The 13,663-nt window shown below is 56.6% G+C and carries 15 protein-coding genes; 9 read left to right on the top strand and 6 right to left on the bottom strand.

Annotation, left to right across the window (positions count from 1 at the left end; all coding sequences use genetic code 11):
- Positions 1 to 2,829 (bottom strand): valine--tRNA ligase, encoded by a 2,829-nt coding sequence (locus tag ACZ1GM_RS13250; protein ID WP_472676867.1) that lies wholly within the window; start codon positions 2,827 to 2,829, stop codon positions 1 to 3.
- A gap of 226 nt (positions 2,830 to 3,055) precedes the next feature.
- Here ACZ1GM_RS13250 and ACZ1GM_RS13245 point away from each other — a divergent pair, with 226 nt between their 5' ends.
- The 8 genes from ACZ1GM_RS13245 to ACZ1GM_RS13210 all read left to right on the top strand — a co-directional run bounded on the left by ACZ1GM_RS13245 (position 3,056) and on the right by ACZ1GM_RS13210 (position 9,671).
- On the top strand, positions 3,056 to 4,168 hold the full coding sequence (locus ACZ1GM_RS13245; RefSeq protein WP_472676866.1) for an ABC transporter permease: 1,113 nt from the start codon (positions 3,056 to 3,058) through the stop codon (positions 4,166 to 4,168).
- Positions 4,169 to 4,240: 72 nt separating this feature from the next.
- On the top strand, positions 4,241 to 5,086 hold the full coding sequence (locus tag ACZ1GM_RS13240) for an ABC transporter ATP-binding protein (RefSeq protein WP_472678576.1): 846 nt from the start codon (positions 4,241 to 4,243) through the stop codon (positions 5,084 to 5,086).
- Positions 5,087 to 5,089: 3 nt separating this feature from the next.
- Positions 5,090 to 6,037, top strand: a complete 948-nt coding sequence (locus ACZ1GM_RS13235) for an MlaD family protein (RefSeq protein WP_472676865.1) — start codon at positions 5,090 to 5,092, stop codon at positions 6,035 to 6,037.
- An 8-nt stretch (positions 6,038 to 6,045) separates the two neighbouring features.
- Entirely contained in the window at positions 6,046 to 6,633 is a 588-nt protein-coding gene (locus ACZ1GM_RS13230) for an ABC-type transport auxiliary lipoprotein family protein (RefSeq protein WP_472676864.1), read from the top strand.
- 65 nt (positions 6,634 to 6,698) lie between these two features.
- A complete protein-coding gene (locus tag ACZ1GM_RS13225) occupies positions 6,699 to 7,250 on the top strand; it encodes a DUF7146 domain-containing protein (RefSeq protein WP_472676863.1) in 552 nt (183 codons plus the stop codon).
- Between the two features lie 108 nt (positions 7,251 to 7,358).
- Positions 7,359 to 8,294 (top strand): CHASE2 domain-containing protein, encoded by a 936-nt coding sequence (locus ACZ1GM_RS13220; RefSeq protein WP_472676862.1) that lies wholly within the window; start codon positions 7,359 to 7,361, stop codon positions 8,292 to 8,294.
- 236 nt (positions 8,295 to 8,530) lie between these two features.
- Positions 8,531 to 9,532, top strand: a complete 1,002-nt coding sequence (locus ACZ1GM_RS13215) for an EAL domain-containing protein (protein WP_472676861.1) — start codon at positions 8,531 to 8,533, stop codon at positions 9,530 to 9,532.
- The gene (locus ACZ1GM_RS13210; RefSeq protein WP_472676860.1) at positions 9,459 to 9,671 is read left to right on the top strand and encodes an EAL domain-containing protein; all 213 of its coding nucleotides are present in this window, start codon (positions 9,459 to 9,461) and stop codon (positions 9,669 to 9,671) included. The genes ACZ1GM_RS13215 and ACZ1GM_RS13210 overlap by 74 nt, the downstream gene beginning before the upstream one ends.
- Positions 9,672 to 9,883: 212 nt before the next feature.
- Here the strand turns inward: ACZ1GM_RS13210 and ACZ1GM_RS13205 are convergent, their stop codons facing one another.
- The 5 genes from ACZ1GM_RS13205 to crcB are packed head-to-tail and all read right to left on the bottom strand — an operon-like array spanning position 9,884 to position 13,079.
- Positions 9,884 to 10,579 carry an ATP12 family chaperone protein gene (locus tag ACZ1GM_RS13205; RefSeq protein WP_472676859.1) on the bottom strand — a complete coding sequence of 232 codons (696 nt, stop codon included), beginning with the start codon at positions 10,577 to 10,579 and terminating at the stop codon, positions 9,884 to 9,886.
- On the bottom strand, positions 10,576 to 10,836 hold the full coding sequence (locus ACZ1GM_RS13200; protein ID WP_472676858.1) for a hypothetical protein: 261 nt from the start codon (positions 10,834 to 10,836) through the stop codon (positions 10,576 to 10,578). The genes ACZ1GM_RS13205 and ACZ1GM_RS13200 overlap by 4 nt, the downstream gene beginning before the upstream one ends.
- Complete coding sequence (locus tag ACZ1GM_RS13195; RefSeq protein WP_472676857.1) at positions 10,829 to 11,482, bottom strand: HAD-IA family hydrolase; 654 nt, start codon at positions 11,480 to 11,482, stop codon at positions 10,829 to 10,831. The genes ACZ1GM_RS13200 and ACZ1GM_RS13195 overlap by 8 nt, the downstream gene beginning before the upstream one ends.
- Positions 11,479 to 12,660: an RluA family pseudouridine synthase gene (locus ACZ1GM_RS13190; RefSeq protein ID WP_472676856.1), complete on the bottom strand. Its 1,182-nt coding sequence runs from the start codon at positions 12,658 to 12,660 to the stop codon at positions 11,479 to 11,481. The genes ACZ1GM_RS13195 and ACZ1GM_RS13190 overlap by 4 nt, the downstream gene beginning before the upstream one ends.
- Positions 12,661 to 12,671: 11 nt before the next feature.
- Entirely contained in the window at positions 12,672 to 13,079 is a 408-nt protein-coding gene (gene crcB / locus ACZ1GM_RS13185; protein WP_472676855.1) for a fluoride efflux transporter CrcB, read from the bottom strand.
- 247 nt (positions 13,080 to 13,326) lie between these two features.
- Here crcB and rpsU point away from each other — a divergent pair, with 247 nt between their 5' ends.
- Complete coding sequence (gene rpsU / locus ACZ1GM_RS13180) at positions 13,327 to 13,533, top strand: 30S ribosomal protein S21 (protein WP_006834591.1); 207 nt, start codon at positions 13,327 to 13,329, stop codon at positions 13,531 to 13,533.
- Positions 13,534 to 13,663: the final 130 nt, after the last annotated feature.

Here is a 13,663-nt window from a genome sequence, read left to right as displayed (position 1 = left end):
TTATCCCAACCGTTTCAGAGCGGCCTTCAGACGCTCAACTTCTGCCGAATGATGCACGAAATCGGCTTTGGCTTTCTCCACTGCCTCAGGTTTGGCGCGTTCGACGAAATTGGCATTGGAAAGCCGCCCTTCGAGCGACTTCGCCTCTTTCTCGGATGCTTCGAGCGCTTTGGTCAGGCGCGCTTTTTCAGCCTCCAAGTCAATAGCCCCCTCAAGGTCGACGAGGATCACATCCTCGCCGATCGCAATCTCCATCGCTGGCCTGAAGGTCGGTGCTTCGACGATATTGTCGCCGACTTTGCCAGTGATCAGAAATGGGCCGATCTTCGACAGTCGTGAGATCGCGGCTGCCCCATTGCCCGTTAATACCTGCATGGCGATTGGGGATGGGTCCTTGATCATCCCGCGAAGTTCCACGCCGGGTGGAATACCCAGCTCATTGCGAGCTGTTCGCGCGGCGCTAGTAAACTGAATCGTCCAATCAATCGCATCGGTCGCATCTTTGGAAACGCTTGCACGGGGATCAGGCCATTTGGCGGTGATTAGCGGGTAATTGCTGCGATCAATCCCGGCGAGATCGCCTTGGGCATGCCATAGCTCCTCCGTGATAAACGGCATAAATGGGTGCAGCATCACGAGGATCTGGTCGAGCGCCCATCCGGCAACAGCTTGAGTTTCGCGAACCGCCGCTTCTGGGGCCGGTGCCTGCTCATCATCCTTGATCAAGAGAGGCTTGATTAGCTCCAGGTACCAATCGCAAAAACGTGACCAGGTGAACTGGTAAATCGTATTGGCCGCTGCATCGAACCGCAGGTCAGCCATGGCCTTATCAAGCTCACCGACCGTCTTCTGCACCTCACCGATGATCCATTGGTTGACGGCAAGTTTTGCCTCTGGTGCGGCAAGCGTGGTGCTCGCGCCGATGCCATTGGACTGGCAATACCGTGTCGCGTTCCAGAGCTTGGTCGCGAAATTACGGTATCCCTCAACCCGCTTCTCATCCATCTTGATGTCGCGGCCCTGGCTTTCCATCGCCGCCATGAAGAACCGCAGCGCATCCGCGCCATATTGGTCAATCAGACCGAGCGGGTCGACGACATTGCCCTTGGACTTGGACATTTTTGCGCCATCTGCCGCGCGGACTAGCCCGTGAAGATACAGCTTGGGCCATGGGGCCTCACCCATATTGTACTGCCCCATCATCATCATCCGCGCATCCCAGAAAAACAGGATGTCGAACCCGCTGATCAGCAGGTTGTTGGGGAAGTGCTTTTCGAGCAACGGCTGATTGTCCTCCGGCCAGCCAAGCGTCGCGAAAGGCCACAGCGCGGATGAGAACCATGTGTCGAGGACGTCGGGATCGCGAGTCAGCTCAGGCAAGTCCTCAGGCTTAGCTGGGTTGTAGTGCTCAAAGGCCTGTTCGATAGCTTGCGGTTCGCTTTCAGCAACAAAGACTGCTCCATCCGGTCCAAACCAGGCCGGAATCCGGTGACCCCACCACAGCTGGCGCGAAACACACCACGGCTGGATATTCTCCATCCAGTTGAAAAAGGTCTTCTCCCAGCTTTGTGGGATGATTTCGATCTCGCCTGACTTCACCTGCTCAATTGGTTTCGCGGCGAGCTTTTCCGCATCGACATACCATTGGTCGGTCAGCCACGGCTCAATCACCACTCCGCCGCGATCACCAAACGGGGTCGCGATCTTGCGCGGCTCGGCGTCGTGCTCGACCTCTTCGCCTTTCTTGGTCTTGGCGATATGCGGGATCAGATGGCCCTGTTCCTTTAGCCTCTGAACCACAAGCTCGCGTGCGCCTGGCGTGCCGTCACGCTTGAAGCGGTGCAGGCCGATGAACTCATCTGGGATTTTCGCGTCGTCGTTGACCTGACAGACATTGGCGTCACCATCGAGCATGTTGAGCATACCGCCCGCCGCGATCCCTGCGCGCTTGCCGACTTCGAAATCGTTGAAATCGTGGCCCGGCGTGATCTTCACCGCGCCTGAGCCAAGCTCCGGATCGGCATGTTCGTCCGCCACAATCGGAATGCGACGCCCCGTGATCGGCAGGACAACATGCTTGCCAACTACGCTCGCATACCGCTCATCGTTGGGATGCACCGCGACCGCCATATCGGCGAGCATTGTCTCGGGCCGCGTTGTGGCGACCTCGATGAAGTCCTGACCCGAATCCAGCGTCACCCCGTCGGCGAGCGGGTATTTGAAGTGCCAGAAACTGCCGGGAATAGTCTGCTGCTCAACCTCGAGATCGCTGATCGCGGTCTTCAGCTTGGGGTCCCAGTTCACCAGCCGTTTGTCGCGGTAAATCAGGCCATCATTGTACAGATCAACGAAGGTCTTGAGCACCGCCTTGGTGAAATGCTCGTCCATCGTGAACTGTTCGCGTGACCAGTCCATTGAACAGCCCAGCCGACGCAATTGAGTGGTGATGGTCCCACCGCTCTCGTATTTCCATTCCCAGACCTTATCGACGAATTCCTCGCGCGAATAATTGGTGCGCTTGTCCTGACGCTCCTCCATCTGACGCTCGACCACCATTTGTGTCGCAATGCCGGCATGGTCGGTACCGACGACCCACAGCGCGTCTTTGCCGCGCAGCCGCTCATAGCGGATGACGATATCCTGCAGTGTGTTGTCGAGCGCGTGGCCGATATGCAGGCTACCGGTCACATTCGGCGGCGGATTGACGATGGTATAGGGTTCTGCATCGGGGCGTTCTGGCCGGAACAGGCCGTTATCCTCCCAATGGGAATACCATCGCGCCTCAATCTGCGCCGGGTCAAAGGTTGTGGGTAGTTGTGTATTGGACATTCTGTTTTTGGCTCGCATTCGCTCGCATACCTAGCCTCCCGCACCCTCCACCCTTCCACCCGGAGCCTACCGGGATACCATCCGGGTGGAAGGGTGGAGGGTGCGGGAGGCTAGGTACAATCGACAAAGACTCTGTGCCCCAATGCCAGCCCCACTTTCGCAGTGCAACACAACTTCTCGACTTCGCGCTTGTGACTGCGCAGTTTTGCTAGCATAGGTCTAAGCCATGGACAGGGTGGCCGAATTCGCGACCGAGCAGAATGATGAAGGGGGCACGACCCTTTCACTTAGCGGCCCCTATCTGGTCTCGACGATTGGTTTCGCTGAGAAACCGCTTTACGAGATTGATGAACAGATCACCGTGGTGGACCTGTCCGACGTAAGCGAGATTGATACTGCTGGCGCTTGGATGACGGTATGCCTTGCTGGACGTCATGAAGCGGAAATCACAGGAGCGAGCGAGCGCGCCGAGCGGCTGATCCATGCCGTGCGGGGCGTCGGCTTTGATACAGAGATTGCCGCGCCTCGCGATGATCTGACCAAGCGGGTTACCGGCAGCATTGGTGAAAAAGTCTACAATGCCGGTGATGGCGTACGCGGTACGGTAGGCTTCCTCGGTGCGATCATGTTCGCGGCAGGGCGGCTGATCCGCAACCCCAGTACTTTTCCGGGCAAGGCTCTTGTGCGTCAGATGGAGCTGGTCGGGGTGTCTGCACTGCCGATTGTCGGCCTGATGAGTTTCCTCATCGGGATTGTGATCGCGCAGCAGGGCGCGGTGCAGCTCGCGCAATTCGGTGCAGAAACCCTGACCGTCAATCTGGTGGGCCGGATCACCCTGCGCGAACTTGGTGTGTTGATGACGGCAATCATGGTCGCAGGCCGCTCAGGCTCTGCCTTTGCGGCGCAAATTGGCACCATGCGACTGACTGAGGAAATCGATGCCATGCGCACGATTGGCATCTCACCGATGGAACGGCTTGTGATCCCGCGCATCCTCGCCTCGGTTTTGATGATGCCGTTATTGGGCTTCTACGCGGCGGTGGTCGCCATAGTCGGCGGTGCGGTGGTTTCTGACCTCGCGCTGGGTATTCCGTTTTGGAATTTTCTAGAGCGTGTTCAGGATGTTGTGCCGATTTATGACGTTTGGGTCGGCCTGATAAAGGCGCCATTCTTTGGCCTGATCGTGGCGCTTGCGGGCTGTTACCATGGGATGCAGGTGAAGGGTAACTCGGAAGAAGTTGGCCTGCGGACCACGATGGCTGTGGTCACTGCAATCTTTGCGGTCATCGTGCTTGATGCGTTCTTCGCGGTGTTCTTCACCGAGATTGGGTGGGGCTGATGGCACAAGGCGAAGAGAAACCCGGCAACGGTTTGCCCGTACCGCCACGAGCGTTTTCGTGGCGAATACCCCATTGTTGTTGATGGGCTCGTCAATCGTTTTGGCGAACAGACTGTCCATGACGATCTCGATTTGAAGGTCAGGCGCGGCGAAATCCTAGGCGTGGTCGGCGGATCGGGCACTGGCAAATCAGTGCTGATGCGTTCCATCATTGGCCTGCAAATTCCAACCGAGGGCAATATCGACGTTTTTGGTCGCTCAATAACTGATGCCGAACCCGATGAAGTGCTGGGCGTGCGCGATCGCTGGGGTGTGCTGTTTCAGGGCGGGGCGCTGTTTTCTACGCTCACCGTTGGCGAAAATGTCGAGGTCCCGCTCAAGAAGTTCTATCCAGAACTCTCTGCGGGCTTGCGCCACGATATCGCGCGATACAAAGTGCGTCTGTCCGGCCTGCCAGAAGAGGCAGTCAATAAATATCCATCGGAGCTTTCGGGCGGGATGCGTAAGCGTGCAGGCTTGGCGCGTGCACTGGCGCTCGATCCGGAGCTGTTGTTTCTTGACGAACCGACGGCGGGTCTTGACCCGATTGGTGCGGCTGCTTTCGACGACCTCACGCGCGAGCTGAAAGAAACGCTGGGGCTCACTGTGTTTTTGATTACGCACGATCTCGATACCTTGCACGAGATTTGCGACCGGGTTGCGGTGCTGGCAGACAAGCAGGTTATCGCGGTCGATACCGTGCCTAATCTGATGCAGCGCGATCATCCCTGGATTCAGGAATATTTCTGCGGACCACGAGGCCGTGCCGCATTGACGGCGCAGGCACTCGACGAGTTGCGCCAGCGTGATGATGATCCGGACATCGCCAAAACGCTCAAAGCGTTGGACAAAGCGCAACAAGACGAGGATAGAGGGTAGCTGATGGAAACGCGGGCAAATCACGTCTGGGTGGGGGCAGTCACTTTGTTGCTGCTTGCTGCCCTCGCGGCATTCATTGTCTGGATCGCGCGACTGGGAAATTCCAACCAGCAAGAATATGACATCTTTTTCCAGCAATCGGTTTCTGGGTTGGCCAATGGGTCACAGGTGTCGTTTGCAGGCGTCCCCGTGGGCCAGGTTGATCAAATCCGTCTGTGGGAGAAAGATCCTGAGTTCGTGCGTGTGAGGATCAAGGTTCAGGGCGATGTACCGATTCTGGTGGGCACCACAGCGACGATTCAAAGCTCTTTTACGGGTGTATCGACCATCCTGCTCGATGGTGCGCGCAGTGGGCAGCCACCCATCACCTGTGAGACGACCGCTTGCACCGAAGGCGTGCCTGTAATCCCTCCTGAAAAGGGAGGCTTTGGCGAAATCCTGGCGAACGCGCCGCTTTTGTTGGAGCGGCTTGCCACGCTGACTGAGCGTCTCACACAGGTCCTGTCGGACGAGAACCAGGAGCAGTTGTCGGGTATCTTGGCCAACACCAACCGCATTTCTGCTGATTTGGCGCAGGCGTCCCCGCAAATGGAAGCCATTATGGGCGAGTTGCAAACCACCCTGAAAGAGGCGGGTGAGGCTTTGGACGCATTTGAAAAAGCAACGCAATCAACCGACGCACTGATCAATCAGGAAGGTGCGCAGCTGGCGCAGCAATTGCGAGAAACACTGGACTCGGCAAGCGGAGCCGCGCAGGCTCTGGATCAAACACTACAGGATGCCAGGCCGGCTGCGCGTCAGTTGACGGAAAGCACGCTGCCAGCAGCCGAAGCAACGCTGCAGGATTTGCGTGCAACCAGCAAAGCGCTTCGTACGGTCACGGAGAAGATCGAGAATGAAGGGGCTGGCGCACTGATTGGCGGAAACACCCTGCCGGAATATGAGCCATGAGGTCTCCCATGAATATCAGCTCGCGCCTGCTGGCGATTGCCCCTTTAGCTGTCCTTGCTGGATGTGTCAGCTTTGGTGAAGATCCGCCGCCCAGTCTGTTGACGCTCACGCCTGCGAACAGTGTTCCTGCCGGTGCAGGGGCGAGCGCAGCCAAAGGTGAAGCGATTGCTCTGATCCCGTTTGAAGCGCCGCAACGGCTGAACGTTGTCCGCGTCCCCGTACAAGTGAGCGATAGCGAAGTTGCGTATCTGAAAGATGCGGTGTGGGTGGAAAAGCCTGCGCGTTTGTTGCGTCGCTTGATTGCGGAAACGGTGCGTACCCGCTCTGGTCGGGTGGTCATTGATGGCGATGATCCCGGTGTCGCAGCCAACACCCGCCTGCGCGGTACCGTTCGTGAATTCGGATACGACGCACGCAGCAGCTCTGTGGTCGTGCGCATTGATATGACGCGGAGTACAGCTGGCGGCGCGGTCGAAACCCAGCGGTTTGAGGCGATTGTACCGGCCGTTGCCGCAGAAGTGGCGCCCGTCGGGCGCGCTTTGAACGAGGGCGCGAACGACGTGGCAGGACAAATCGCCGACTGGTTAAGTCGTTAGTCGAGAACTTACTCGGTTTTAACACGCAACTGATATGACCTTCGTTACAAGGAGGCGCGTGGCGCGTGGCGGCAACAGCAATCGAGTTATGGGACAATTCCAGGCCTGCCGAGCGGACTCTCGCTGGGCCTTATTGCGCCAAATTGGGACTCGATCCTGCAAAGGACTTGCTGAGATTCAATCTTTCCAGTCGTCCCGCTGGCGCACCGAGCATCAGCAGCCTTCCCGCCGTCGTTTTCCCGTTCTTTAGCGACATTGACGAAGGTCAGACGGTTGCCGGCGTTGAGCGACACTTTCTCGATCCAGACACTGGGGAATTCGTGCGGCAAGACTTCGTCGGCTCGGCGACTGCGGGATACTGGGTCGCGCGCCCGCTTGCGCAGCAGAATTTTACTGGCACTTTATGTGTAACCCAGGGTGTAAACCGCGCCCTTGAGCTGGGCAGTCGCCTAGGCTGCGTCACTGCTGCGGTTCATGACATTGCTAGTCTGCGCAGCATGACGTTTGCGTCGGGCATTTATCGACTGAACATTGATGGCGAAGGATTTGATGACGGCACCATGCGGGAAATTCTCGGTGGTTTGCGCGCCAAAGCCTATCTCTGCTCGGTTATCTGACCATAATCTGAAATCGGCTCCAACCCCGGGTTAAGGGTGGCTGCAAGGGCTCTGTTAACCATTATTTAGCCGCGTTCTGCGATGGATCACACACCACTGCAGCGTTGAATGGGTTTTATGCGGCTAAAGTTTGGGGATAGAGACGTACTGCGCCGTGTTCGCTACCTGGCGATCGCGGCTGTTGTGACAGTGCTCATCTCGCTGCCGAATTTGCTATACCCGATTGACGTAGTTTTTTGGACTATTCAAGCCAAACTTGGACACCAAGAAACATCAGGCGATATCGTCTATGTTGAGGTGCCTGACACCGCGCTCAGCGAACCGTCAGATTTGGAACAGCTTCGCTATTCAATCGTGCGCTTGGAAGAGCTGGGAGCCACTTCAATCTACCTAGATTTGGCAGGGTCCGACGCCACCGATGCAAACGGGTCTGAGAGGTTTCGAGAGACAATCGAAGAAGTTGATAATCTGTTTGTCGTCGGGCGGTTGTTTGATGATCGCAATACTCAGAAGGTTATCTTCCCTGAGTTGCACCTGATCGGAAAGGCTAACCGGGTTATCGCCCACGAGGAACCGGGGTTCCGTGGACTGATTTGGCGTGTACCTACAATGGCAGAAGAGGGTGGGGTTGGTTACACAACCTTCGCAGGAAGCTTGGCGCAATCAACTGGCCGTGCGTTATCGGACATAGAAATCGACTATCGCTTCAATGCTCGCGATATCGAAGTGATCCAGCTTGAGCATATTTCTGATGCGTCGCCACTCGCGACACTGATAAAGGGGCGAACCTTCGTCTTCGGCTACTCTGCAGCTGGATCGCGCGCGTCGATCGATTTGCCTGGTTCACGCGCGGCGCCAAAGAGCTATGTTGCGGTGTTCGCTGCAGAAACTCAAAAGAACGGCGGCTTCAAACTGATCGGTAGACCTGGCTTTGACTACCTACCATTTCTTGGTTTTTGCGTTTCTGTTCTGTTGCTTGGCATATTGATCGGAGGCCGGATGCGTCGCGCATCGTACGCTGTTGTGTCGGTTGCGGTACCGTAACAGTCCTACTGGCGCCAGTTACTTTGCCTTACCGAACCAGTGTGGCTCCCGGGCTGCTGTGCCTTGGAATCTATGCTTTGCGGTGCCTGTTCTATCGTTGGCGTTCCGAGATCACGCTTGAGTCAGAAGAGACCGGCCTGCCCACTCTTCAGCGGTTAGAGCGTGATATCGCTAGTTCACCGGACACCTCACGAATGGTCCTGATAGCTGCCAAAATTCATAACTTCTCGGAAGTTATGGCGACACTTCCGTCGTCTGCGAAAGCTGAATATTTTGATGGGATCGTTAAGCGTTTGCGTGTGGGCGATAGCGATCTGACGGTATACTCGAACTCCAGTGACCGTCTGTTGTGGTTGCAGGAGTTTGAGTCTCAAGAGACCATGCGCTCGCATCTCGTAGCGTTGCTGGCGATCTTCAAGAATCCGTTGCGCCTCAATGACAAGCCGATTGATATCTCGATCACCTTTGGGGCAGATTTCAATTTCATCGGTGAGGCGCACCGTCGAATAAGTCTTGCAGAGGCTCTTACCGACAAAACTTCGCTATCAGCACAGCCGATCATCTTTGGTGATGAGCCAAATACGACGGATGAGGAATGGCGCGTGTCGCTCCAATCCAAGATTGACGCGGCGCTCGAGTCTGACGAGATTTTCCCCGTTTTCCAACCGCAGGTCGATATCCGCGAAGGTAGCATTGTGGGCTTCGAAGGCCTCGTGCGCTGGAATGATAGCGAGCGTGGTTTCATCAGCCCGTCCTATTTCGTCGAGCAGTGCGAGCAGGCAGGGCGGATGGAGAAGCTGCAGCAATTTATGCTGCGCGAATGCATCGCAAAGTTTCAGGCTTCTACTGCAATGCAAACGGACGCATGGCTATCGATTAACGTGTCTGCCACGCTGCTTGCCGATACATGGCTGACAGAACTCGTCGCACAAGTTTTGGAAGACACAGGCTTCGCCGCAGATCGCCTGGTTCTTGAAATTACTGAGACTGCCAGGGTGCATGACCATAAGACGGCTTTCGCGGTGTTGTCAGCCTTGTCCAACCTCGGAGTTGGCTTGTCGCTTGATGATTTTGGCACGGGAAGCGCCGGACTTGAAAGCTTTTATCGCCTGCCATTTACTGAACTGAAAATTGATCGACTATTCACCGCGACGGCCACAACCAGTGAAAAGTCGCGAGCGATTATCCAGAATACTATCAATCTCGTACCGTCAACTTGGCGTACGGGTCATTTGTGAGGGGGTTGAGGATCAGGAAACCTTAACGATTCTCGAGTCGATGGGCTGCGATTTCGCCCAAGGATATCTGTTCGGAAAACCGTTTTTCGACCTAAATTCCTTTGAAAACAATGAGTTTGGATGGTTAAAAATGAGTTAGGAGAAATCCTTTACATTTCCTTGAGGACATGTAATACCTGCTGTTAACCAAAACAGGAGGTTGCTATGTGGAATTTTTGGGACTGGCTGCGTTGATTGCGGCTTAAATTGACCAAAAGCACGTAAGGGGGCCTTGGGGCCCCCTTTTTTGTGTCTTCTGCGGATCGGCTCTTATCCTATCCGCCGCTTTCAAAAGCTGTTTAGCAGATGGTTTCAGTTTTTCACCGTCTTGGCGAATTCGGCGGCAAACGTAAAATCACCCTTACGCTTCGCGCGGCGGGCTTCTGCCTCAGCATCGCGGCCCCACAGTTCCGCCTGCCAATCTTCCTCAAGATTGGCGGCATCCCATAACTTTTCACCATCCGCATCCGCTTCCAGCGCATTCAAGCCGATGCAAAGCGATGCAGAGAGTGACGTCATCACCTCCAACGCTGCCAGCGCGAATGGATTGAGCGCAGCCAAACGCTCGCGCAATTTGTCCAGCGTTTCCTGGCTTTGCGGACTATGGATCACGCCGCTGATCCGCTGAATCACCACCTCCTCGCGTGCTTCAAAGGCTCGCAGCAATGGCTCCCAAACCTCGTTCTGGCGTGCAAAAAGCGGTTCATCCGGGTCTGCGCGATAACACAGCGTGTCGGTATCGGCGTATGCCACCAACTTGTCCGCGACGCTTGCTGGGTCAGTGGCGATCACATCCAAGGCATAGTCCGCGAGGTCCCGCGCCTTGAACAACGTCGGGTCGATCTTTGCAGGCTGATCATCCCATTCGTGCGCCAACATCTGAGCCTGCGCTTCGCTTGGCACGATCTGCGGTTTGCCCCCCTGCGTTTCAAGCGCACGATCATCGAGCATCACCTGCCAGCCACCAGCAGCCTCGCTGACGCTGACTTTCGAATAGAAACGTTTCATGGGTTTGCGCTGTCGTCCGGCAGAGGTGCAGAATCTTCGCTTTTCCAACGTCGTGCGAGCCGACGCACGCCGAAAAAGAACATGCCCATCCCGCCAAATGCGAGCACAAACCCCAATGGTAATGGAGCATCAATCGCGCCATAGGTGATCGCGATGCCAAGCATCACCGCCCCGACGCTGACAAAGCGTAACAGCGTTAAAATGGCATGACGCGCTGCGGTCGGATCGCCTGATTGTGGCCTGTTTGGATCAGCCACGCAGCAATACCTCCAGTTCTGTCATCGTATCAGCGACGGCCTCCGCCCCGGCTTCGGTCAGCTCTTCTGGCTCGTGGTAACCCCATGCCACGCCCACGCATCTTACGCTTGCCGCGCGCCCCATATGGATATCGAAAGTGGTGTCGCCGATCATCACCGTGTCGCTTGGCATCGCGCTTGCTTCAAACATTGCCGCGGCCAGCATAGTGGGATCAGGTTTCGACGGGTGGCGGTCGGCGGTTTGCAGGCTGACAAACAGGTCGGTGATGCCGTGCGCTGCGAGCACTGCGGTCAATCCCCGATCACTTTTGCCCGTCGCAACGGCCAGCTGCCAGCCGTCATCGCGCAACGCGTACAACAGCTGCTTCATACCGTCGTAAAGCGGTTCTTCGACGCGGCCTTCATTGCGGGCAGTGAAGAAGTTCTCTTTATAGGCATCGACTGCGAGAGCGCGTTGCTCTTCGCTCGCTTCGGGCGCGAGTTCGGACAAAGCCATGGGTAGGCTTAGGCCGACGATCCGCCGGATTTGGTTCCGGTCGGGGATGGGCAGATCAGCTGCTCCAAAACCCGCCTCCATCGCCTCGCAGATTGATGCCTGCCCATCGACCAGCGTGCCATCGCAATCAAATACCGCGAGGCGGGTCACTTGCGTTTCGCCTTCGATGATCGCGGAGCACTTCGTGCGTTGCCTTTCGAAGGTCCGCCGCCTGATTTCTTCGGTGGACCTTTGGTCCTGCTGCGCCGTTCGCCTTTGCGGCTTTTGCGATATTGCTTGGCATGGGCGCGGGCAGCCTGTTTCTTTTCTGCACGGCTGCGTTCGGGCGGATCATCGCGCATCGGCTCGGCAACGCCAAGGCTCATGTCAAAGCCGAGCTGCTCCATCGATCCTGCAAAATGTTCGGGGAGTTCCGCAACTGCGTCGATCTTTTTACCATCTCCGCCATCGATAATCAGGCGGCGCGCATGCAGGTGCATTTTGCGGCTGATGCTGCCGGTCAGAAACGCGTCCTGCCCACCATACTTTCCGTCACCTACAATCGGATGGCCCATCGCCTCACAATGCACGCGCAGTTGGTGAGTGCGCCCGGTTAGAGGTTGCAGTTCCAGCCACGCCGCCTTTTGCCCCGCCGTTTCGACGACGCGATACCGGGTTTTGGCAGGCTGACCATTCTCCAGATCAACATGCATTTTCTCGCCGCCAGTGCCCGGTTGTTTCGCCAGCGGCGCGTCAATGGTCCCTTCGCGCACATCGGGCACACCGACGACCAGCGCCCAGTAAATCTTCTTGGCACTGCGCCCGGAAAATTTGCGCGAAAATGTCGCGGCACTGCCCGGCGTCCGCGCGATCAGCAGAACGCCGCTGGTGTCTTTATCGAGCCGGTGAACGAGGCGAGGGCGCGGATCTTCTTCGCCATCAACAAAAGCATCAAGCAGGCCATCGACATGCTTAGTGGTTTTTGTACCTCCCTGTGTGGCTAGACCGGGTGGCTTATTAAGTACGATGGCCGACTCAGTCTGCTTGATGACCATCGCATGTGCTTGCGCGATTTCCTCTTCAGTCAAGGGCTTACGAGGTTTTGGCCCACGCTGCGCATCATTGCCGCCCGGTGGCACACGCAGCACCTGCCCCGTTTCCAAGCGGTCCTCTGGTTTGGCACGCTTGCCATCGACCCGCAGCTGACCCGTCCGCGCCCAGCGACTGACTGTGCCAAAGCCGACCTGGGGCAGATTCCTCTTAAACCAGCGGTCCACGCGGATGCCATTGTCATCCGGGCCGACGGTAAACTGACGCACATTATCATCGTTGGAATTTTTTTGTGTCATGTCAGCCGCCCTTATGAGAGCGTTCGCATAATGCCAATGCCCACCATGAATCCGGTGATACCCAGGCACACTGAAAGTATCCCATAAAGGCCCGCGAACAGGAACTGCCCGCGCTCAATCATCATGACCACTTCCAGACTAAAGGCGCTGAATGTAGTAAATCCGCCAAGCAACCCAACGCCCAGCAAAAGCCGCAATTGGTCACTGCCCCCGCCATGGCGCGCGAGCCAACCTGCGAGCAAACCGATCAAGAGGCTGCCGATCGTGTTTACTGCCAATGTGGGGAACGGGAATGCCATAACCGTTTGCGACCCCATGTAAGAGGTCATGGCGCGGCCGAGTTGATACCGCAATGCAGCGCCAAAGGCACCGCCAATGGCGACATGCAGTGTAGCGGCGAGCGGGGAGAGCGAAGACATGGTCTTATCTTAGCGACAAGCTCGCCATGTTGGAAGGAGCAGAAGCAGGCTAAGAATGGTTGCAATTTTCCGCGCGTTGACCTATTGGCGCGTCACGAAAGCCGACCCGTGAGGGATTCGGCGCACTCTTCGTTGTTTAGGCGACCGGCCAATGGGCTGAGATTCTTTCTGACGAAAACTGGCAATTTATGATGAGACGCACCCGTGTTGATGCGGGATAGGTCTCGTTGGAATGAGGTAATACTGTATGCAAATCATGGTTCGCGATAATAATGTAGATCAGGCTCTGCGCGCGCTTAAGAAGAAGCTGCAGCGCGAAGGCGTCTACCGCGAAATGAAACTGCGTCGTCATTACGAAAAGCCCAGCGAAAAGCGCGCTCGCGAAAAGGCTGCCGCTGTTCGCCGTGCTCGCAAGCTCGAGCGTAAGCGCATGGAGCGTGACGGGATCAAGTGATCGCATTGGTTCACGGGCTATTGCTAAGCCTTCAAAGCTAAGCCATGGGGGCGTGGAATTTTCCGCGCCCCTTTGCATTTCAGGGACGTATTTTTGTGGGCTTGCAGCAAGGCGCTCTCCACATACAGAA

Source organism: Qipengyuania sp. JB2-7, assembly GCF_055693485.1.
Note: the sequence above shows the minus strand (reverse complement) of the source record. Positions and strands in the feature narration are given on the sequence as shown.